The 21,116-nt window shown below is 46.8% G+C and carries 20 protein-coding genes; 16 read left to right on the forward strand and 4 right to left on the reverse strand.

The features are described from left to right. Positions 1-102 precede the first annotated feature (102 nt). The 3 genes from pheS (at position 103) to ACETMN_RS09070 (ending at position 6,520) form a co-directional block, all read left to right on the forward strand. Complete coding sequence (pheS, locus tag ACETMN_RS09060) at positions 103-1,137, forward strand: phenylalanine--tRNA ligase subunit alpha (RefSeq protein ID WP_017689641.1); 1,035 nt, start codon at positions 103-105, stop codon at positions 1,135-1,137. Positions 1,138-1,219: 82 nt separating this feature from the next. Next, positions 1,220-3,673, forward strand: coding sequence for a phenylalanine--tRNA ligase subunit beta (gene pheT / locus ACETMN_RS09065; protein ID WP_091014752.1), 2,454 nt, complete (start codon positions 1,220-1,222; stop codon positions 3,671-3,673). Between the two features lie 138 nt (positions 3,674-3,811). Continuing rightward, on the forward strand, positions 3,812-6,520 hold the full coding sequence (locus ACETMN_RS09070; protein WP_091014750.1) for a cell division protein ZapA: 2,709 nt from the start codon (positions 3,812-3,814) through the stop codon (positions 6,518-6,520). Positions 6,521-6,624: 104 nt separating this feature from the next. Here ACETMN_RS09070 and ACETMN_RS09075 read toward each other — a convergent pair whose 3' ends face one another. Together ACETMN_RS09075 and ACETMN_RS09080 are read right to left on the reverse strand one after the other, a co-directional pair. After that, positions 6,625-7,017 (reverse strand): cytochrome C oxidase subunit II, encoded by a 393-nt coding sequence (locus ACETMN_RS09075; RefSeq protein ID WP_091014748.1) that lies wholly within the window; start codon positions 7,015-7,017, stop codon positions 6,625-6,627. A gap of 220 nt (positions 7,018-7,237) precedes the next feature. Further along, on the reverse strand, positions 7,238-7,597 hold the full coding sequence (locus ACETMN_RS09080) for a phage holin family protein (protein ID WP_017689637.1): 360 nt from the start codon (positions 7,595-7,597) through the stop codon (positions 7,238-7,240). A 187-nt stretch (positions 7,598-7,784) separates the two neighbouring features. Here ACETMN_RS09080 and ACETMN_RS09085 point away from each other — a divergent pair, with 187 nt between their 5' ends. From ACETMN_RS09085 to ACETMN_RS09100, 4 genes are all read left to right on the forward strand, one after another. Next, positions 7,785-10,151, forward strand: a complete 2,367-nt coding sequence (locus ACETMN_RS09085; protein ID WP_091014746.1) for an endonuclease MutS2 — start codon at positions 7,785-7,787, stop codon at positions 10,149-10,151. A 50-nt stretch (positions 10,152-10,201) separates the two neighbouring features. Further along, positions 10,202-10,642, forward strand: a complete 441-nt coding sequence (locus ACETMN_RS09090) for a DUF350 domain-containing protein (RefSeq protein WP_082219034.1) — start codon at positions 10,202-10,204, stop codon at positions 10,640-10,642. 119 nt (positions 10,643-10,761) lie between these two features. Then, positions 10,762-11,328 carry a hypothetical protein gene (locus tag ACETMN_RS09095; RefSeq protein ID WP_091014744.1) on the forward strand — a complete coding sequence of 189 codons (567 nt, stop codon included), beginning with the start codon at positions 10,762-10,764 and terminating at the stop codon, positions 11,326-11,328. 133 nt (positions 11,329-11,461) lie between these two features. Continuing rightward, on the forward strand, positions 11,462-12,676 hold the full coding sequence (locus ACETMN_RS09100) for an MFS transporter (RefSeq protein ID WP_091014735.1): 1,215 nt from the start codon (positions 11,462-11,464) through the stop codon (positions 12,674-12,676). Between the two features lie 89 nt (positions 12,677-12,765). On the opposite strand, the gene ACETMN_RS09105 is transcribed toward ACETMN_RS09100, so the two are convergent. Then, positions 12,766-13,986: an NAD(P)/FAD-dependent oxidoreductase gene (locus tag ACETMN_RS09105; protein ID WP_091014733.1), complete on the reverse strand. Its 1,221-nt coding sequence runs from the start codon at positions 13,984-13,986 to the stop codon at positions 12,766-12,768. Positions 13,987-14,083: 97 nt separating this feature from the next. Here ACETMN_RS09105 and ACETMN_RS09110 point away from each other — a divergent pair, with 97 nt between their 5' ends. From ACETMN_RS09110 to ACETMN_RS09140, 7 genes are all read left to right on the forward strand, one after another. Beyond that, complete coding sequence (locus tag ACETMN_RS09110) at positions 14,084-14,320, forward strand: hypothetical protein (RefSeq protein ID WP_091014732.1); 237 nt, start codon at positions 14,084-14,086, stop codon at positions 14,318-14,320. A gap of 31 nt (positions 14,321-14,351) precedes the next feature. Continuing rightward, a complete protein-coding gene (locus ACETMN_RS09115; RefSeq protein ID WP_091014731.1) occupies positions 14,352-14,747 on the forward strand; it encodes a spore coat protein in 396 nt (131 codons plus the stop codon). A gap of 160 nt (positions 14,748-14,907) precedes the next feature. Continuing rightward, complete coding sequence (locus ACETMN_RS09120; protein WP_024628343.1) at positions 14,908-15,408, forward strand: Lrp/AsnC family transcriptional regulator; 501 nt, start codon at positions 14,908-14,910, stop codon at positions 15,406-15,408. A 13-nt stretch (positions 15,409-15,421) separates the two neighbouring features. Then, positions 15,422-16,630, forward strand: coding sequence for an aminotransferase class I/II-fold pyridoxal phosphate-dependent enzyme (locus tag ACETMN_RS09125; RefSeq protein WP_036610094.1), 1,209 nt, complete (start codon positions 15,422-15,424; stop codon positions 16,628-16,630). A 186-nt stretch (positions 16,631-16,816) separates the two neighbouring features. Continuing rightward, positions 16,817-17,038, forward strand: a complete 222-nt coding sequence (locus ACETMN_RS09130; protein ID WP_179198508.1) for an aspartyl-phosphate phosphatase Spo0E family protein — start codon at positions 16,817-16,819, stop codon at positions 17,036-17,038. 169 nt (positions 17,039-17,207) lie between these two features. Next, entirely contained in the window at positions 17,208-17,759 is a 552-nt protein-coding gene (locus tag ACETMN_RS09135; RefSeq protein ID WP_091014722.1) for a hypothetical protein, read from the forward strand. 37 nt (positions 17,760-17,796) lie between these two features. After that, positions 17,797-18,339, forward strand: a complete 543-nt coding sequence (locus tag ACETMN_RS09140) for a bifunctional adenosylcobinamide kinase/adenosylcobinamide-phosphate guanylyltransferase (RefSeq protein WP_411736039.1) — start codon at positions 17,797-17,799, stop codon at positions 18,337-18,339. An 85-nt stretch (positions 18,340-18,424) separates the two neighbouring features. Here ACETMN_RS09140 and ACETMN_RS09145 read toward each other — a convergent pair whose 3' ends face one another. Continuing rightward, positions 18,425-19,036: a DedA family protein gene (locus tag ACETMN_RS09145; RefSeq protein WP_091014720.1), complete on the reverse strand. Its 612-nt coding sequence runs from the start codon at positions 19,034-19,036 to the stop codon at positions 18,425-18,427. Between the two features lie 148 nt (positions 19,037-19,184). Here ACETMN_RS09145 and ACETMN_RS09150 point away from each other — a divergent pair, with 148 nt between their 5' ends. Together ACETMN_RS09150 and ACETMN_RS09155 are read left to right on the forward strand one after the other, a co-directional pair. Further along, positions 19,185-19,760, forward strand: coding sequence for a cob(I)yrinic acid a,c-diamide adenosyltransferase (locus ACETMN_RS09150; RefSeq protein WP_036610088.1), 576 nt, complete (start codon positions 19,185-19,187; stop codon positions 19,758-19,760). Further along, positions 19,757-20,740, forward strand: coding sequence for an RluA family pseudouridine synthase (locus tag ACETMN_RS09155; protein ID WP_091014718.1), 984 nt, complete (start codon positions 19,757-19,759; stop codon positions 20,738-20,740). Before ACETMN_RS09150 ends, ACETMN_RS09155 begins: the two co-directional genes overlap by 4 nt. Positions 20,741-21,116 lie beyond the last annotated feature (376 nt).

Consider the following 21,116-nt stretch of genomic DNA (forward strand, 5'->3'; position numbering starts at 1 on the left):
AATGGATGTCTAACAAGGGTGGTACCACGGTCTTTTCGTCCCTTCAGGGGAGAGAAGGCCTTTTTTTGTTGCAAAAACACCACAAAAAGGGGGCAATTACACATGAAAGAACGTTTAGAGGCATTGAAGATCGAAGCGCTGGAGCAGTTGTCTGGTGTGAATGATCCGCAGACGCTCGGTGATCTGCGTGTAAAGTATTTGGGGAAAAAGGGTGCATTAACTGAAATTTTGCGCGGTATGGGTGCACTTAGTGCGGAGGAACGTCCAGTTATTGGTCAAGTAGCCAATGATGTTCGGGCTGCCATTGAGGAAGTCATCGACAGCAAGCAGGATCAGTTCCAGAAGGAAGAGACGGCGAAGCGTCTGCAATCCGAGAAAATTGATGTGACTCTGCCAGGACGTCGTGGACGTCAAGGCGGACTGCATCCACTGACCAAAGTGGTACAGGAGATCGAAGATATTTTCATCGGTATGGGATACCGCGTTGCGGAAGGTCCTGAAGTCGAAATGGATTATTACAACTTTGAAGCATTGAATCTACCGAAGAATCACCCGGCGCGCGATATGCAGGATTCCTTCTATGTTACCGAGGACTTGTTGATGCGTACCCATACATCGCCGGTTCAAGTACGTACCATGCAGAGCATGAAGGGCGAAGTGCCTGTCAAAGTCATCTGCCCAGGTAAAGTATACCGCCGTGATGACGACGATGCGACGCACTCTTTCCAATTCAACCAGGTTGAAGGATTGGTCATTAGCGAAAACATTCGTATGAGCGATCTGAAAGGGACCCTGCTGCAATTCGTGCGCGAAATGTTCGGTTCCCACACGGAAATTCGTCTGCGGCCAAGTTTCTTCCCGTTCACAGAGCCAAGTGCGGAAGTGGATGTAACCTGTGTACAATGTGGCGGCAGCGGCTGTCGGGTATGTAAACAAACAGGCTGGCTTGAAATTTTGGGCGGCGGTATGGTTCACCCGAAAGTACTGGAAATGGGTGGTTATGATCCGGAGAAATACAGTGGTTTCGCATTTGGTATGGGCGTAGAGCGTATCGCGATGCTGAAGTACGGTGTTGATGATATCCGTCACTTCTACAATAGCGATCTGACCTTCCTGAAGCAATTCGGACGGCTATAACTTTAAGACAAGAAAGATTAACCATATAGAGCAAGCAAATGAACTGGGAACACCAATTTATAGATGAAGGAAGTGAACGTCCATGAGAGTATCGACAGATTGGCTGTCTGATTATATTTCCCTTGAAGGTGTGACGCCACAGGAATTGGCGGAGAAAATCACCCGTGCGGGTGTCGAAATTGATGTAGTGGAGAACCGCAACAAGGGCGTGAATAAAGTTGTTGTAGGTTATGTGAAGAGCAAGGAGAAACACCCGGATGCAGACAAACTGAATGTATGTGTCATCGATGCCGGCCAGGAAGAAGATCTGCAGATCGTGTGTGGTGCGAAAAATGTGGATGCAGGCCAAAAAGTAGTCGTAGCACTGGTTGGAGCGAAGCTCCCTGGTGGAATGGATATCAAAAAAGCCAAACTGCGCGGTGTTGTCTCCCTTGGCATGATCTGTTCCGCCAAAGAGCTGGGCATGAACGACAAATTGCTTCCCAAAGATCAGCAGGAAGGTATTCTCGTTCTGCCGGAACAAACGGAGGTTGGCACGCCAATCAGCCAGGTTCTTGGTCTCGACGATCATGTGCTTGAACTGGACCTGACACCGAACCGTTCCGACTGTCTCAGCATGCGTGGTGCTGCCTATGAGGTGGGTGCCATTCTGGGTCGTGAAGTGAAGCTGCCAAGTCCCAAAGACCAACTGGTTGAAATTGGTGATGTAGCCGCGAATCATATCTCTGTAGAGATTAAGGCACAGGAGCAATGCAGTCACTATGCAGCTCGTTATGTAACTGGCATTAAGCTGGGTGCTTCCCCGCTGTGGATGCAAAACCGTCTCATGGCGGCAGGTGTTCGCCCAATCAATAACATCGTTGATATCACGAACTATGTCATGCTGGAATACGGTCAACCGCTACATGCATTCGATGCGGATAAGCTGGAAAAGGGCCATATTGAAGTGCGGATGGCCAACGAAGGCGAAACGATTGTTACGCTGGATGGACAGGAGCGCAAGCTGGAGCCGCACATGTTGCTCATCACGGATGGAGTGAAACCTGTAGCCATCGCTGGGGTTATGGGTGGCGAGAATTCCGAGGTATCGGAAGGCACGGTGAATCTGTTGCTAGAGTCCGCCAAGTTCGACGGCGGGACCGTTCGGAAAACGTCGCGCCAACTGGGGCTGCGTTCCGAAGCAAGCATGCGTTTTGAGAAGGAAGTAGACCCGGGTGCGGTGATTACGGCTTTGGATCGTGCGGCTGAACTGATTCAGCGTTATGCTGAAGGTGAAGTGCACCAAGGAATCGTGGAAGCTGGAGCAGAAGCTGCGGAGAAACGTGTAATTCAATTGTCGCTGGACCGACTGAATCGTTATCTGGGAACGGATCTGTCTTTGCTTGAGGTAAAAACGATCTTCGCTCGCTTGCACTTTGCATGTGGTGATGCTGATCAAGGATTGCTGGATGTGGAAGTGCCAACACGCAGAGGGGACATTACGCTCGATGTAGACTTGTTTGAAGAGATTGCACGCCTGTACGGATACGACAACATTCCAACCACATGGATTGAAGGACCCACGACTCCAGGGGCATATACACGCTCTCAAGCGATGCGTCGCACGATTCGTGGATTGCTCTCAGGCAGTGGCTGGCAGGAAATGATCAGTTACTCCTTTGTGCACCCGGATAAAGCGACCCTGTTCCCGGCGTTGACACAAGGAAGTAAAGCCGTGAAACTCGCGATGCCTATGAGCGAGGACCGCAGTGTGCTTCGTACGAGTATTTTGCCACAAATGCTGGATGCAGCGGTGTATAACATGAACCGTAAACAGGATTCACTGGCTGTATTTGAAGTGGGCAATGTGTTCTTCACCGAAGAAGATCAGTTGACCAAACAACCGCATGAAATCCCAGTACTGGGGCTGCTGCTCACCGGGAATCGTGCAAGCCAGCAGTGGAATGTTGGAGCGGAGAAAGTAGACTTCTTCGATCTGAAAGGTGCTCTTGAGCATCTGTTCGCCTATGTGGGGCTTGAACAACGCATTCGCTTGGTAGCAAACAGCCCTGAAGGATTCCATCCGGGACGTTCCGCATCGGTTTACCTGGAAGGTAAGGATGGCGGGGAAGGCACATTGATCGGTACATTGGGTCAATTGCATCCGGAACTGCAACAGCAGTATGATCTGAATGATGTGTACATCGCAGAGATTGCACTTGAATCGATCTACAGCGAAGCAGACGCTGACATTCGTTATCGTGAGCTTCCGCGTTTCCCAGCCATGGAACGTGATATCGCGGTTGTTGTGAATGAGGATGTTGAAGCTGGAGATATGCTGCGCGCCATTCGTGAATCGGCGGGTGAATTGTTACAAAACGTACAGGTATTCGATGTGTTTACTGGCAGTAAACTGGGTGAAAACAAGAAGAGCGTGGCGATGGCACTGGTATACCGGAATCGTGAACGTACACTCACCGATGAGGAAGTTACTGAAGTTCATGCCCGTGTAGTGGCTCGTCTGGAAGAGCAATTCGGAGCGGAATTGCGTAAATAGGACAAAAGAAGATTTTTTGAACAAAGATTAGCAGGAATTGTTTGAAGTCACATCGAATCCTTAGCATTAGAGGATCGATGTGACTTTTTTGTGATTACAGCTTAGAATCAACATACAGACTTGAAGGAGGGCACAACTGTGACTACACCTGATCGTACACGCGTCACCGTAGAGATCTACGGGACTTCCTATAAACTGGTTGGCAGCAGTGCCGACTATATGAAACAAGTAGCTAACCTGGTAGATGAGCGTATGGGCGCAATCTCCAAGCAAAATTCCCGTCTGGATACTCCGCGTATTGCGGTACTGGCGGCTGTACATATGGCTGAACAGTCTCTTCAGACTCAGGAAATCCGTAATGAACTGAAGATGCTTACTGGAGAACGTACAGAACTGAGAAACGAATTGAATCGGTTAAACGCCATACAAAATGAACATCAACAAGAATTGGAACGTCGTGACCAGGCTCTTGCTGATTTGCAACAGCTGAAGATTGAAGCAGAGCAGGCGTTGCAAAAGTCCGAATCGGACAAAAATTCAGAGATAGCCAAGTTGAATAAGCTGCTGGAGCAAGAGCGCGCCCAAGCAACGGAGCGAGTGCAGAAATTGCAGGCCCAAGCGACGGCACAACTGAAGGAAGCAGAAGCCAAGGGAACGAAACAGCTGAAGGAAATGGAAGAGAAAGCGGCTAATCAGCTTAAAAATGCACAGGCACAGGCAGCTTCCCAGCTCAAAGAAGCTCAGAACCGTTCTGCAGCCGAATTGCAGCAGGCGCAGGCCAAAGCTGCGGCGCAATATAAAGAGTTGCAGGACAAGACTGCAGCTCAATTAAAAGAAGCCGAAAGCCGCGCCGTTGCAGAACGTCAACAGATTGAAGCCAAGGCTGCGCAGCAGGTTCAGACAGCCAAGGAAGAAGCCGAGTCGGCCATTTTGTCCGAGTTGGAGCAGGCAGAGAGAAATCTGAAGAAAGCTCAGGAAGAAGCAGCGCTGCGATATAACGAACTTCAGCAACAGATGGAACTTAAGCTCCAGCAGGTTGAAGAAAAAGCGCTGCAACAGACACAAGAGCTCACGGATCAGGCGAATCAGGAACGGGCTGACTTGCAGGAACAAGCGGAGCAGAAGCGCCTGACTGAGATAAATCAGTTGACTGCGGAGTTCAAGACGTTATCCGAGCAGTTGGAACTCGAATGGATGGAGAAAGAAGCAGCCCTCGAGGAACAATTGCAGCAAGCCAAGGAAGCAGCAGCGTCCCAGGCGAAAGAAGCCGCAGCGGCGGCAGAGGCCTTATTGCAAGAAGAACAGGGCAAGCTCAAACAGCAACTTGAGGAACAACGTAAACAGACGGAGACTCGACTATTAGATGTCGAAGAGCAATTAGAAGAAGTGATGACCCAGCTCATCAGTGCACAGGACATGGTTGCAGAGCAAGAACAGCAGCTTCAGCACGAGCGTGGTCAATTGGAAACGTTACGTCATGAGTATGGGGTCCGTAAACAGGAGCAGGAAGTTCAGACTCGCCGAATTACGGAACTGGAGCAACAACTGGAGCAGTTGAAAGAAGACCGTTCCCAGTTGCAGGAACTTCTGCGTGAAACGGAACAGGCTGCCCAGCAATCCCGTGATTCACAGGAACAATGGAAGCAGAAGTATAATGAAACTGTGGATAGAGAAACCTCTCTCACAGCACAGCTACGCAAACTTCAGGAGCAACATGCACAGCTTGAACAGGAAGCTCAAAAGCTTCGTGAGGCTGAAGTGAAGTCGGAAGAGGAACAGCGCAGACTGCAAAAAGTGCTTGAACAGGCTCATGCTGCGGTGCGTACATTGCAGAATGAGATCGGGACGCTTACGGAACGTGAGCAGTCCTTGAAGGACCTTGCAGAGCAACGGTTAGCTGAGATCGGAGACCTGGAGAATCAGATTCTTGAAGTTGCTGAACAAAATGAAACGTTGGAGTCTGGTGTGCAATCCCTTCATGATGAATTGTCCGTGGTGAAGGAAGAGTCTCGTTTCAACCATGAAGAGGCTGTGCAATACCAGAAGGATGCAGAGCTTTTGGAAGAGAAACGCAATCAGCTTGAAGTTGAGCTAAATGTTGTTCGGGAAGAGCTGAACCGACTTCAGGATAACTATAAACAAATCCGTAATGATTACAGTGATGCATTACAACGGGAAGAGAATAACAGTTCCAAGCTGGATGAATTGAGCAAAGAGAAACAAGAGATTGTGAGCGCACTTGAAGAAGCAAGACAGTCTTCAGTTAAACTTTCCGAGCGCTACTCGGAGCAAGAGAGCCGGCTAGCCCAGACTGAGGAAGAAGCGTTGGAGTGGCAGATCAAACACGAAGAACTGTCAGCCAAACAGGCCGAGTTGGTATCCCGTCTGGAGCAGTTGACAAGACGTGAAGAAGAACTTCGCTCAAGTGTTGAACAAGCAGAGCAGAACGACCAGGTGTGGCAACGCCGTGCAGATGAATGGGCGGCTCAGGAACAATCCTGGCAGGAACGCTGGGCTGCACTTGAGAATGAACTGACGGTTTGGAAGAAAGAAAGTGCGGCAAGTAGTGAGTTGCTGGAGGGATTGGAGCAAGAACGACAGCAGCTTGACAAGTTACGTGCAGAAGCGACCCAAGAGAAAGAGATCATGGAAACTGAACTGCTTGAGATGGGTGAACGTTACGAACTAGCGGCCAATCAATTACGTTTGTTACAGGTTGAACGTGAAATGGAGCAGGAGAAAGCAGAGCAGCTGAACACGGAATATCGTCAGTTGCATGATGAATATACGAAATTGCAGACGGAATATAACGAATGGATTGAATTGATTGAACAGGACCAGACCTAGCCGAATGAATGTAGCAGAACTGGCTCGTGGGCAACGTACTCTGGTACAATTTGTTATACTAAAGAAGGAGCTCCCGTCGCTGCGGGGGCTCCTTGTCTTGAAACCTATTCTTCAACGATAATTTTGGAGATCATGCTGCTGTGTCCTGAACCACAGAAGACAGAACAGGACATTTCAAACTCACCAACTTTGTCCGGGGTTATGACTTTGGAGCTATTTCTGGTATCCAGTTGAAGATTCAGCTCAGGCACAAGGATACCGTGATTTCCGTTTTCATTTTTATAAACAATGTTAACGGGAACGCCTTTTTTAAGATGGTACTCAGGTTGATCGAATTCATAGTTACTTGCCTTGATCACCAATTCTTCACTGGCTGTGACTCCAGCATCAGCATCGGTTCCATTGCTGCCAGATTCTGCGGACTGTTTCGCCCCTCCACATGCAGTGAGGACCAGAATTAACATACAGGCAGCAAGCCATGTTATGCCTTTCTTCATCATGTGCCTCCTTAAAGCGTGATATGGATAAAATTTGAATGATTGCTCCAGTCATCATACCGCAATATGTGGATGCCTGTACACGCTGCGTATGTCGTTTTTTTGAAAATTGTACGTGTACAGCAGAGCGTCCGTACTGCCCGAATAAAATAAACCCCTTCCGGCCCAGGGCCTTCAGAGGTTTAGGAGAATTCATGGGGACGTTAAGGTGAAGTGGAGATTAACTTTTGGAGCTTCGTCCGGCATCAAAAGGGGTGGATACCGGGATGAAGAGATCGATAATCCCGATAACCAGCGCAGCGAGAATGGCACCGAGCAGGCTGACTTCAACATGATCTACAACATATTGACCAAGCCAAATCACCAGTGCGCTAACGATAAATCCGACAATACCGCGACCAAACGGGTTGACTCTTTTGCCGAAGATACCTTCAACGATCCAGCCGAGCAGGGCAATGACAAGAGCAAGCAACAGGGCGCTCCAGAAGCCACCAACGGCGAATCCGGGAACGATCCAGCTAACCACCATTAATACAATTGCAGCGATGATAAATCGCACGACATGTCCCAGGAAATTCATGGTGTTTACCTCCTTTTATTCGGATTGAACTGAGCAGGGCAACTCCAAGGGGATGGAGAGGTTGCACAATCCTGACACCTGTAGTTTGTGGTGTTATGGTTGAAGTTATGTGTGGAAGGATTCGTTAAATAGCGTAAGAAAGTTTCTTTCGTTATAATACAGATATAGTTTGGAAGGAGTTGTACACTTGGACACGAAAATTTTACACACATTGGAATATCGCAAAATTTTAAATACATTGCTTAGCTTTGCCCAGACAACTATGGGAAAAAAGAAAGCGGAGCAACTTGAACCAAGCAGTGAACTTGAAGAAGTGAAGCGGTTGCTGCAGCAAACCGATGAAGCCTTCACATTTGATCGCCTGAAAGGCTCACCGTCGTTTGGGGGAATTGTAGATATTACGGCTTCCATTAAACGTGCTGAAATTGGAGGCACACTTAACCCTCACGAACTTTTGGGAATATCCAATACAACCTATGCGGCGCGGCGATTGAAACGTCAGATTGGTACTTTGCATGAAGATGAGCCCATCGAATCATTGTTCTATATTAGTGATCAACTGTCAGAGCAAAAAACGCTTGAGGATGCCATCAAAATCTGTATTGACGATAATGCAGAGGTTGCCGACAGTGCAAGCGTAACGTTGGCGCAGATTCGTCGTGAGCTGCGAGGCGGAGAAGCTCGTATTCGCGAAAAGCTGGATTCCATGATTCGATCCTCTACCGTATCCAAGATGCTTCAAGATCAGCTCATCACCATCAGAGGAGACCGTTTTGTTATCCCGGTGAAAGCTGAATATCGTTCGTACTTTGGCGGGATTGTGCACGATCAATCCGGTTCGGGTGCGACATTGTTCATTGAGCCGGAATCCATTGTTGCAATGAACAACAAATTACGCGAAACCCGGATTAGGGAAGAACGCGAAATAGAAATTATTTTGCAGAAATTGACGGCACTTGTCAGTGAGCAGGGAGAGTGGCTGTTGTATGATGTCGACTTGCTGGGATCACTTGATTTTATCTTTGCCAAAGCACGTCTCGCTCGTGAACTGAAAGCAACATTGCCTCGCATGAATGACCGCGGGTTCCTGAAGCTCAAGAAAGGCCGTCATCCACTGATTCCGATTGAAAACGTGGTTCCAATTGACATAGAGTTGGGCAATGATTACACATCCATTATCGTGACAGGTCCGAATACGGGTGGTAAAACGGTAACGCTCAAAACAATTGGATTGCTGAGCCTGATGGCCATGTCCGGTTTATTTGTTCCGGCTGAGGATGGCAGTCAGTTATGTGTATTTGATGCGATCTATGCAGACATTGGGGACGAGCAGAGTATCGAGCAGAATCTGAGTACTTTCTCCAGTCATATGACCAACATCATTCGTATTCTGAAAAACATGACACCAAAAAGTTTGGTATTGCTCGATGAACTTGGCGCAGGGACGGATCCGGCTGAAGGTTCCGCACTGGCGATTTCTATGCTGGAGCATATGCACCGGACGGGATGTCGCATGGTTGCAACCACTCACTACAGTGAACTGAAAGCATACGCATATGAGCGTAAAGGTGTCATTAATGCCAGCATGGAATTTGACATCAACACACTGAGTCCAACCTATCGCCTTCTGGTGGGTGTACCTGGACGAAGTAATGCATTTGCCATTGCAGAGCGACTGGGACTGCCGGGTTACATTCTCGACTACGCCCGTGGCGAAGTGAAGGAAGAGGATCAACGGATTGAGCACATGATTGCTTCTCTTGAAGAGAACCGTCTTACGGCTGAACAAGAGCGTGAGAAGGCAGAGAGCTTGCGCCAGGATATGGAGAAATTACGCAGTCGTCATCAGACCGAACTGGAGAAGCTGGAACAGCAGCGTGATCGCCGGATTGAAAAAGCAGAAGAAGATGCACGCAGCATTGTGGACAAGGCTCGCGCGGAAGCGGAGAAGATTATAGCCGATCTTCGCCTGTTGGCTATGGAAGAAGGTGCTTCTGTGAAGGAGCACAAACTCATTGCTGCCCGCAAACAGCTGGACGAGGCTGAACCGGAGAAACGCAGGAAAACGGTCAAAAAGACGGCAACAGCGCCGAAGACTCGTGCCATCGGTCCTGGTGATGAAGTGCTTGTCTACAGTTTGAATCAAAAAGGCCATGTTGTAGAGATGGCGGGCAGCAAAGACGCTATGGTACAACTGGGGATTATGAAAATGAAAGTATCCCTGGATGACTTGGAACTGCAGCAATCGGCTCCCGCAGCCAAACCAAAGCAAAAACCGGTAACGGGTATGAAGCGCACACGTGATGACAATGTGAAAAGTGAATTGGATCTGCGTGGTACCAACCTGGAAGAAGCCCTGATGGAGACAGACCGGTTCATTGATGAAGCTTTCCTTGCCAACCTGGGCCAAGTTTATATTATTCACGGTAAAGGTACAGGAATTTTACGTTCCGGTATTCAGGATTACCTGCGTAAGCATAAACATATTAAAAGCTACCGGCTGGGCAATTACGGAGAAGGCGGGAACGGTGTGACCGTCGCAGAATTGGAGTAGCCGGTCCATGAATCAATGATATTCTGCGACCTTATTCATGAAGGTCGCAGATGGGGAGAGGGGAACGGTGCGTGATAGAAAGCATTGACCAATTGCTGTCTCATCCCTTGGGGATGGTACTCGGTTTTTTCTCGGTAGCGATTATGGAGCTGCTCGTATTTCTGGCTTGCTTCGAACTGGTGACTAAGTATAAATGCTGGACGGAGATCAAGAAGGGTAATGTGGCCGTTGCGATGGCTACAGGAGGCAAGATCTTCGGGATCTGCAACGTATTGCGGTTCTGCATACAAGCGAAATCTTCGGTGTATGAAGCCATGACGTGGTCATTTGTAGGGTTTATCCTTCTGCTAATTGCCTATTTTTTGTTCGAATTCCTGACACCCGTGTTCTCCATTGATAAGGAGATCGAATCGGATAACCGAGCTGTCGGATTGATATCCATGATTATTTCAGTCTCGCTGTCGTTTGTTATTGGCGCGAGCATTATCTAGGGGGACCGGTCATGAAGATATTGATACGGATTCTGTTTGCGGCATCGATCGTGTTTTTTGCCATCGGTGTCATCTATGTAATGAATACATGATGATATGAAAGAGAAAGGTTGATCAATATGGAAACAACAGTATGCCCTTGGTGTCAGACGGAGATTGTATGGGATGAGGAGCTCGGTCCTGAAGAAGAGTGTCCTTATTGCCACAATGAGTTAAAAGGATACCGTACGCTCAACATTAACATCGATGATGAAGAGAACGATGAAGCTGAGGACGACATCTATGATGTAGATGATGTAACGAACGAGAAACAGACTACGGATCTTTCTGATCTGTGGGGGGATGAAGTCGAACTCAAATTGCCGGAGTTGCGAACGTTAACCAAATACGCGGATGAAGGTAATGATCTCATTCAGTATGAACAAGGTGTACAGAAGCAACTTGATCATCAAGAAGAAGTACCAGAGTGCCCGAATTGCCGGGAATTCATGATTCTCGTAGGTACACAAGCTGCAACGAAGGATAACTTCACACCAGTTGCTAACGCAGCTTCAGGCGAAGGTTCACTATTGGCATTACCGTTTAAAGTATTGACCTATGTATGCTCGGGATGTTTCCAAGTTCAATACAGTCTGTCTGAGGAAGATCGTCTGCGTCTGATTAAGAACCTGAGTACGCAGGAATAAACATTTATTTCGGAGATTCTAACCAATTTCATAGCAATCCTGAAGATTCATCATGTTTTCTTCTTTCTTGGGGCACGTTAACCCTAAGACCTACCTGTACATAGTTCACTTCAGGTGGATGAAGGAGGAGCAGATGAAGATTACTTTAGGCCGACAATCCATTCTGCTTTTGGGCGTGAATGGATTGTTTGCGTTAGCCGGAGCGCTGTCGGGAACCTTTTTGAATGTGTTTCTGTGGAAAAGCCGTCCGGATTATGCCATGTTGGGGTGGTTCACTCTCAGCCAGCAACTGGCCATTGGACTGACATTCTGGCTTGCTGGCAAATGGGTCAAGGAACACAATAAAATGAGTGCACTACGACTAGGTACTGCGCTGTCCGGCATATTTTATATGATAGTCCTCTGGGCTGGTTCCAAAGCTGTAGACTGGATATGGCCTCTGGGTATGCTACTAGGTTGTTCCTTGGGGCTATTCTGGATTGCATTTAATGTTGTGTATTTTGAAATAACGGATCGGGAAAACAGGGATCTGTTCAACGGCTGGGTGGGGTTACTTGGTTCGATGACAGGAATTATAGGTCCATGGTTCTCCGGTCTGATTATTACTCGCATGACAGACAACACAGGATATCGGCTCATCTTCACGGTATCACTCGTTATTTATGTCATAGCGGTAGTTTTTAGTTTTTTTCTGAAAAAAAGAAAGGTGAGCGGTACATACCGCTGGTCGGAACCTTGGATACAGCTATCCAAGCGGGATAGCCCCTGGAGGACCTTAGGCTTGGGTTTATTCGCTCAGGGTGCACGTGAAGGTGTCTTTGCCTTCCTGATTGCACTGCTTGTATATTTGGCTACCGCACAGGAGTACAAATTGGGGCAGTTCTCACTCATCACTTCAGCTGTGGCATTAGTAAGTTATTGGGCAGCCGGGAAATGGTTCAAACCACAGTATAGATCAAGAGGCATGTTCATCGGAGCCCTTGTTCTGCTCGTTGTGCTTCTTCCTCTTCTCTGGAAAGTGACCTATGGAACGCTGTTAATCATGGGGATTGGGAGTGCTGTTGCGATGCCGTTATATGTACTGCCGATGATATCAGCGGGATTCGACATGATAGGTACAAGTGGCGAAAATGTGGAGAAAAGGGTTGAACTTGTCGTTTTGAGAGAGTTATGCCTGATGCTTGGCAGACTATGTGGGTTGGCCATATTTATTGTGACGGTCTTAAATGCTCCGTCTCTACGCATGTTAACCTGGCTTATTTTTGTCCTCGGTGCTTCTCCGCTAATTGGATGGATCTTTATGCGCAAGTTATTGAACCGAACGGAAGGGCAAGAGCCTTCGGCCTAGCAGGCTCCCCAATATATAAACAGGGTACAGCGGCGGGGAAAGAGAACTTTCCGTGTGCTGTACCCTGTTTGTATTGATTTATTTTGATGTTATACAGGAGATGGTTTACTTGTACGTGTGAGAGAGAACAGGTCCATATCAGGGTTTCGTTTGCCAGTAATAGCATCCACAATTAAGGAAGCAGCAATCATGCTGTATACGGTTCCGTTACCTCCATACCCTTCTACAAAGTACGAATGCGGATAATCCGGATGTGTGCCAATCAGGGGGAGGCCATCATTCGTATTACCAAACACAGCGCCCCAGGCATAATCGACTTCAAGATCATCTAAAGGGAAATAGGAAAGAACTTCTTCCAAGAGTGTATCTCCCCGATGATATGCCCGTATTTCACGTTGATCCTCCCGAGGTGTTTCTTCATCCAAACCGCCTGCGATGATTCGGCCGTCGGGTGTTGTTCGCATATATAAATAAGGACGTGCTGTCTCCCAAATCATGCTGTGTTCAAACCATTCACTAAGATCAGACAACGGTTTGGTAGCAATCGCGTAGGTCGTTTTCAAATAGGCTCCACGATCCTTTTTGATATCCTGAGTTTCGTAACCGGCAGCAAATATGACCTTCTTCGCACGGATTTTACCATCGGAAGTGTGGCATACTACACCATCTTCATTGTATTCACAGTGTATCATCTCTGTCTGACCATAGATTCGAGCGCCACGCTTATTGGCGGATTCAAACAAGGCATGAACAAAACGATAGGGGTTCACTTCTGCATCTCCCATTGTGTACAGTGCAGCGGGTTTGCTGAAAGGGAAATGCTGGCTTATTTTGTCGGCATCCCACAGTTCCGCTTCAAAACCATAACGCTTCAAGGTCTGATATTCTTCCTCCAATAGGGTCACATCGTCTTCACTGCTCGCAAAACAAAGACTTGTACGTGGGATAAACCAAGGGTCTGTATCCAGGCTGTCTGCAATTTGAGCAAGTTGTTTCATGGCTTCACGACAAAGCTCATAAAAACGTACGCCTGTTGCTTCACCAAAAGTATGGATACATGAGGTTAATGTTTTGTCATTGGTATATTGTAAAAGACCTGTATTGGCAGAACTGCTGCCGTTGGCGATGTCTCGCTTATCAATCACAACAGTGTTAACACCCTGTTCCGTAAGTAGTTTAGATGTTAATGCGCCCCCCATGCCCCCACCAATGATGAGGCAGTCACAAGAGATGTCTTCTTGCAGAGCAGAATAATTAAATGTGGAATTGAAAGTGGAGGGCCAGAAAGGTGTGCCATAGACCAGATCCATTAGAAACATCTCCTTTATAATTTGAATTTGTATACTTTTGTGCGACCGGGTTAACAATAATTGCGCATAAACTTTATGCCGAGGAGGCCATCGAAACATGCAGAATCAGACTATGCAAGCGCTGAGTCCCAAGGAATTGAACTACATTGCGGACTCTATCACCAATGAAGAACTGCTGATTAAGCAGTGTGCAGCTACAGCTTCCATCACACATAATCCACAAATTCAACAGGCACTGAATCACTATGTTCGCTCACATGAACAACATCTGAACACGCTTGTCAATGCACTGCAACAACATCAGTCTCTTGCACCGGCGCAAGTCAGTAATTGAAAACAACTCTAACTGTATAGGAGGAAAACGCATGTATTCTCAATCTCCATCATCTAATGGCGCTTTTATGCAGGAGCAGGATCTGCTGAAGTCGATTCTTGCAGATTTAAGACGAACCTCGCGCGAATATACGACTGCGACAACGGAAGCTTCCTGCCCCATGACACGTCGAATGTTCACAGACCTGACAAACGATACCCTAAGATTACAAGGGGAACTGTTCAATCTGATGCAGCAAAACAACATGTATTCTGTTTCGTCCAAAGCACTTCGTCAGGATGTGGACAAGCAAATTCAGTCCGCCCACCAGACCCAACAAAAGTGTCAGCAATTCATTCAGGAAAAGAATACGCAGAACAGTTCATATAGCCAAGCTCCTAATGTGCCGCAGCATCAACCGAATTACGGTAACCCTTATTACATGTAACCTTTGCAAAAGAGGTTTGAAGCACCTAATGGTAAAGGACCATACCACCGCTTGCCTGAATTCAGGGCAGGCGGTCTTTTGTCTATGCATCAACGTCAAATTCATGTAATATAAGTATTAATTCATTTTCAGGAACCTGGATGATGCTGGAGGGAAAACCATGAAAGATTTGAACGATCTGCAATTAAAAGTTCTGGATCTGCTGAAGGAAGACGCGAGAAGGACTCCCGCACTGCTGTCGACGTTGCTGGGGGAGTCGGAAGACAAGATCAAGAACGCCGTGGCACAGCTGGAACAAGACCACGTCATCGTGAAATACGCAACCGTCGTGAACTGGAGCAAAATAGATGATGAAAAAGTAACGGCCCTGATTGAGGTGCAGATCACGCCGGAGCGTGGTCGTGGCTTTGAAGGGATTGCCGAACGCATTTATCTCTATCCGCAAGTGAAGTCCGTATATCTCATGTCCGGTGCATACGATCTGCTCGTAGAAGTGGAAGGTGGCAACCTGCGTGAAGTCGCTAATTTTGTGTCGGAGAAACTGTCTCCGATAGACTCTGTACTTTCAACCAAAACGAATTTTATTCTTAAAAAATATAAGCAGGACGGGATTATCTTTGAAGACCATCAGGAAGACAACCGTCTCATGATCTCGCCGTAAAGGAAGATGTGTCATGATAGTGAATGAACAGACAACCGGGAACAACAAGAAAATGACATCGTATCTGGCACCCCTCGTGCAGCAGATACCTCCATCCGGAATTCGTAAATTCTTTGATCTGGTTGGAGACAACAAGGATATTATCACATTGGGTGTGGGTGAACCTGATTTTGTTACCCCTTGGCATATGCGTGAAGCTTGTGTATACTCGCTGGAAAGAGGTATGACCAGTTATACATCCAACGCAGGTATGCCGAAGTTGAGAGAAGCCATCAGTGAATATCTGGATACTCAGTTTGATACCAAATACGATCCCAAGGATGAGATTATTGTTACGGTGGGTGGCAGTGAAGCGATAGACTTGGCTTTGCGCGCATTAATCGTACCTGGTGACGAGATTCTCATTCCTGAACCTTCGTACGTGGCGTATTCACCAATCGCTTCAATCGGTGGCGGTATACCAGTTGGTGTTGAAACCTACGCGAAAGATCAATTCAAGTTAACGGCCGAAGCACTGGAAGCTGGCATCACACCGAAGTCGAAAGTGGTTATTCTGTGTTATCCGAGTAATCCCACTGGAGCCATCATGACGTATGAAGAGTGGCTGCCTATTGCTGAAGTGATTAAAAAGCATGATCTGATTGTGATCGCGGATGAAATTTACGCTGAATTGACGTATACGCAAAAACATGTTAGCTTTGCAGCTATCCCTGACATGAAGGAGCGGACCATTCTCGTAAGCGGATTTTCGAAGGCTTTTGCAATGACAGGTTGGCGGATCGGTTACATGTGTGGTCATCCTGAGCTTATTGCAGCCATGCTCAAAATCCATCAGTATACGGTAATGTGTGCGCCGGCCATGGGTCAGGTTGCTGCACTTGAGGCGTTGACGAATGGTTTGGGTGAGAAAGATCGGATGGTAGAATCGTATAATCAGCGTAGACGTTTAATTGTGCAGGGCTTCAGAGATATTGGACTTGATTGTCATGAACCTCAGGGAGCATTCTATGCATTCCCGAGCATTCAAAAGACGGGTATGAGTTCCGACCTGTTTGCTGAGCGATTGTTAACGGAGAATAAAGTGGCTGCTGTTCCGGGCAATGTTTTTGGCCCTCAAGGTGAAGGCTTCTTGCGTTGTTCTTATGCTACTTCTGTAACCCAATTAAATGAAGCTTTGGAACGAATCGGAAACTTTGTTTACAAACTGCAAAAAGAGGGTTAATACTAAAGTAGAATCTTTTTACAATTGTGACATTTTTATCATTGAAAAAAATACTTTCTTTTACAAAATAATGTGATATAATTCAAATTTGAAATAAGTTTTCATATATTTGGAAACCATTTTTCCAAGGAGGGGTTAGCTTTGTTTTGTGTTGAATATGATTTACCGACGAATCGTGGGCACGTTCTGGCAGAAGGCGATCATGGCGACCGATGGTCGGTGAAACCCGATAACGCATCTTTGCATGACATTTCCTTGGAAGATGAAATTCATATGCTTCGTCGCAAGATGGAACAGATCTTCCTCGAAGAGAAATCATTCACATCCGATATTGTAATTGAAATCAGCAGTTTGCTGGATTTAAAGATTAATGAATATATGAAGGCTAACCCGATTAAAGCAAAATAACGTTTATGCTGGATTGAAACGTTTCATTAATCGAATTAGAAAGGGAGACCTGAGAAGGTCTTCTTTTTTTTGTGTGTAAAGGCAGGGTGATCCCCCGATAAGCCAGGTTATTTTTTTGCGTGGAACAATTGTGATATATTGGACATAGGAGACTAAAGGGGGAACTGGAATGAAGAGATTTTGGGGGCTTACTGCAATCATTTCTATCGTTTTTCTGCTTGCTGGTTGTGGAGGTAAAGATGGTTTTTCCATATTCATCATTGATAACCAAGGAAATCCATCTGTAATCTCAGAGCAGTTACAGGCCAATCTGCAACAGAAACTGGGTGAGGAACCCAAGGTGGAAGTGATTACCAGTGCGATGTATGATGTTCAGAAAATTATGGTAGAGTATGCGGCTGGAGGACATGATATTTTCATTTTGCCTGAGTCCGACATGAAACAATACGGAAGTAATGGCTCCAATGTTCCGCTGGATGATACTTTTGATCCCAAGAAGTTTGAACGGGGTGTATTTGAGGGCGGAGTATTGGTAGAGAAGGGTGAAGGAGATGGAGGTTCAGATATCAAACAAGAATCACATCTTTACGGCATTCCGCTCGAAGATATGAAAATGTTTAAAGATGTAGAATATGCTGCGAGCAATCTGTTCGCTACCATTCCAGTGTCATCTTCCAATGTCGAAGAATCCAAAAAAGTGCTGAAGGCGCTGACAGAGTAAAGAAAATTCAGAATGGCTATGGAAGGAGGGAAGCGGATTGCTGATTACGGTCACAGGCGGCATAGGTAGTGGTAAAACCCGGTTTGCCCTCAAGTACGCAGCCGGAATTAGCCGGGAGGGTGTATATTTATCCACCGGTGATCATGATCCCGTTATTCCCGAATTGCCATCCGCTCATTATCGTGCCATTCATGCCGGGAACGGTCAGCATCTGACAGAGGTGATCACCCAGATTAATCGGGAATCCAATCTGTTTTCGGCGGATCAGCGAATTGTAATTGTAGACAGTCTGACCTCCTGGATGGCTGCCGGTTTCAGGGCAACAGAGGATCTGGATCATCAGCGTTCAGAGACACAGCTTTTGCTTGATGCTTTATTGTCTTATCAGGGGAAGTTGCTTGTGATTACCAATGAAATGCATGGCACATTGCATCCTACCGAGGAAGAACGAATATTTACAGCGAGAATGGCTTCGGTTAATCGGATGCTGCAGATACATGCTGAAAAGATGTACATGCTGGTATCTGGTCTGGCTATCGATCTTAAGAGTCAGGGCATGCGAAATGAAGATGAACGATAGCGAGATGACATAAACGGGTGACATAAACAAGCCTCCTTAACCACGAATTGGTGGCGAGGAGGCTTCATTTATTAAGCTGTCCTTTTTATTTCTGCTTTTTGCTACGTCTGATCCACCAGATGATACATCCGATGACAATGATGGCGAGAATGACGTACACTACAATGGAATAGACGTCCATAAAGTGCAAAATGCTCTCCCACGATGCGCCAAGCGCAGCACCAACGCAGACAAGAATGACATTCCAGATCAATGTACCAATGGTTGTAAAGAGAAGGAATAAACCAAATTTCATATTGGACATGCCTGCGGGAATGGAGATAAGACTACGAACGAGGGGAACCATTCGGCAGAATAATACGGTCCACATGCCATATTTGTCAAACCATGCATCGACACGGTGAATATCCTCTTTTTTGATGCGCAGAACATGTCCCCAGCGTTCCACAATTTTCTCAAGGCGTTCGACGTCAATGAGTAGTCCAATACCATACAGGAGAACAGCACCAAGGACAGAACCAATAGTTGCAGCGATAATAACTCCTGGAAGAGTGAGACTGGTATAGGTGGTCATGAATCCGCCAAACGGCAAGATGATCTCGGATGGAATCGGGGGAAATACGTTCTCAAGAGCAATAATGAGTGCAATGCCTATGTAGCCGTATTGTTCCATGAAATCGGTTATCCAGTTTTGCATAATCGTCTCCTTTACTTTTGGTTTCCTTCGATTTGTCGTATACTCGGCAGAGCACACCAATTCTTATATACGTGTAGAGCGATAGACGGGTTTCTGAAAAAATGGCATTCCCGTATTCATTATTATATTACCAATTGGAGGGATAACGATGGGCATATATACACGAACAGGTGACGAAGGACAGACTTCGGTCATCGGTGGACGCGTCATCAAGGATGATGACCGAGTTGAGGCTTATGGCACGATTGATGAGTTAAACTGTTTTGTAGGCCAGGCGATCAGCCTTATTGACTCTGCTCAAGGGGAATTTGAAGATCTGCGTGAGCATCTGCTGGAAGTTCAGCAGGAACTGTTTGATTGCGGGTCGGATCTGGCCTTTGTGAAGATTAGTGAGACCAAATATAAGGTGAGAGATGAAATGGTCACACGTCTGGAACAATGGATCGACCAGTATGATGCAGAGAATCCAAAAGTGGAACGGTTCATTATTCCAGGTGGCAGTCAGCTGTCTTCTGCTCTTCATGTATGCCGTACTGTGTGTCGTCGCGCAGAGCGTCGCACGGTAACACTTGGACAACATACAGATATTAATCCGTCTGTACGACGGTATCTAAACCGACTGTCTGATTATTTCTTCGTGGTTGCACGGACGGCCAACGCGAGACAACAGGTGGCGGATATTGAATATGTGCGGAGCAAAAAAGTCTTCCGCCGCAAAGAATGAGCCAATATTATTCGCCGATTGTCTACACGGTGACCGAACAAGAAGATGGCTGGCTGCTGAAGACCGTGCTTCAGCGGCGGTTGCTGGTGTCGCGTAAGCTTTTATCTAAAATTAAGCTGACTGAGCAAGGTGTCATGCTTAATGGAGAGCGCGTGTACATTAGCGTCAAGGTAGCTGCGGGTGATGTCGTTGAAGTTCGGATGGAGCAAGAGGAATCGGATGATATTTTGCCTGAACCTATTCCCTTTACCGTTCTGTATGAAGATGAGCACTTGCTTATTGTCAACAAGGATGCGGGCATCATCGTTCATCCAACACATGGACATTACACGGGTACTTTGGCAAATGGCGTTGTTCATTACTGGAAATCCAAGGGCGAGCGCTTCCGGTTCAGACCGATTCATCGACTCGATCAGGAAACGTCAGGTGTGCTGGCCATAGCCAAGAACCCTTATGTGCATCAGCATGTGTCCGAACAGATGATTGCAGGAACAGTGGATAAGAAATATATTGCACTTGTGCACGGCAGCCCTGTCCCCGAACAGGGGGCAGTAGATGGCCCGATTGATCGCGATCCTGAAGAGCCACACCGCCGAATCGTTACACCTGATGGCTACGCTGCAAAAACGCTGTACACAACCTTAACACGCTGGGCAGAAGGCAGCGCCAGTGCGATAAGTCTCAAGCTGGAAAGTGGCAGAACCCATCAGATCAGGGTACATATGACGTCCATTGGTTGCCCATTGATCGGTGATCGAATGTACAAGACACTACCTGTACACGAGATCGATGAGCAAACCATGGCTATTCGGGAAGTACGGGACAGCTGGATCGAACGCCAGGCATTACACGCTTGTGAATTGACGTTTGAACATCCCTTTCTACAGGAACGCGTAACGTTCCAGGCTCCTTTTCCAGCAGATATGGCCGTGCTGGAGCAGCGTTTGAATGATGAGGCAGCTCCCAGAGAAGAACTGTAGGAAGCCTGCGAAGAGGGCTTTAGATACGCCCTCTGTGTAGTGGGTGTCGTAGCTTTCCTGTACTGTCCATCTTGCTAGGCCCTTTCTGCTTAAGTTTCAACGCTAGTAAGCTATTCCATTGTGAGGGGTGCTATAATGCACCCGAACAACATGCCGTAGGCTAATCATTATGGTTTCATGGTCTAATGTATTGATGTTTACCAATTTGATGTTAAATATTTCAAGAATTCAAATCTCAAAAGCTTTTAAGGATATAAAAGCTGTAAGATTTTGACCCAAAAAATATAGCGAATGTGTGTTTTTGATCTCATTCGCCAAAGTCAGTAAAATTACATGGCGATGGTATCGATTTGGAGCGACTTTTGGATTTGCGAAG

Source organism: Paenibacillus sp. M2 (assembly GCF_046713495.1).
Taxonomy (GTDB): Bacteria; Bacillota; Bacilli; order Paenibacillales; family Paenibacillaceae; genus Paenibacillus; species Paenibacillus amylolyticus_B.

Bases quoted from the DNA above. Each gene is read 5' to 3' on its own strand.
- pheS (WP_017689641.1), top strand. From the start codon at position 103: ATGAAAGAACGTTTAGAGGCATTGAAGATCGAAGCGCTGGAGCAGTTG.
- pheT (WP_091014752.1), top strand. From the start codon at position 1,220: ATGAGAGTATCGACAGATTGGCTGTCTGATTATATTTCCCTTGAAGGT.
- ACETMN_RS09075 (WP_091014748.1), bottom strand. From the start codon at position 7,017: ATGAAGAAAGGCATAACATGGCTTGCTGCCTGTATGTTAATTCTGGTC.
- ACETMN_RS09080 (WP_017689637.1), bottom strand. From the start codon at position 7,597: ATGAATTTCCTGGGACATGTCGTGCGATTTATCATCGCTGCAATTGTA.
- ACETMN_RS09090 (WP_082219034.1), top strand. From the start codon at position 10,202: ATGGGGAGAGGGGAACGGTGCGTGATAGAAAGCATTGACCAATTGCTG.
- ACETMN_RS09095 (WP_091014744.1), top strand. From the start codon at position 10,762: ATGGAAACAACAGTATGCCCTTGGTGTCAGACGGAGATTGTATGGGAT.
- ACETMN_RS09100 (WP_091014735.1), top strand. From the start codon at position 11,462: ATGAAGATTACTTTAGGCCGACAATCCATTCTGCTTTTGGGCGTGAAT.
- ACETMN_RS09105 (WP_091014733.1), bottom strand. From the start codon at position 13,986: ATGGATCTGGTCTATGGCACACCTTTCTGGCCCTCCACTTTCAATTCC.
- ACETMN_RS09110 (WP_091014732.1), top strand. From the start codon at position 14,084: ATGCAGAATCAGACTATGCAAGCGCTGAGTCCCAAGGAATTGAACTAC.
- ACETMN_RS09115 (WP_091014731.1), top strand. From the start codon at position 14,352: ATGTATTCTCAATCTCCATCATCTAATGGCGCTTTTATGCAGGAGCAG.
- ACETMN_RS09120 (WP_024628343.1), top strand. From the start codon at position 14,908: ATGAAAGATTTGAACGATCTGCAATTAAAAGTTCTGGATCTGCTGAAG.
- ACETMN_RS09125 (WP_036610094.1), top strand. From the start codon at position 15,422: ATGATAGTGAATGAACAGACAACCGGGAACAACAAGAAAATGACATCG.
- ACETMN_RS09135 (WP_091014722.1), top strand. From the start codon at position 17,208: ATGAAGAGATTTTGGGGGCTTACTGCAATCATTTCTATCGTTTTTCTG.
- ACETMN_RS09145 (WP_091014720.1), bottom strand. From the start codon at position 19,036: ATGCAAAACTGGATAACCGATTTCATGGAACAATACGGCTACATAGGC.
- ACETMN_RS09150 (WP_036610088.1), top strand. From the start codon at position 19,185: ATGGGCATATATACACGAACAGGTGACGAAGGACAGACTTCGGTCATC.
- ACETMN_RS09155 (WP_091014718.1), top strand. From the start codon at position 19,757: ATGAGCCAATATTATTCGCCGATTGTCTACACGGTGACCGAACAAGAA.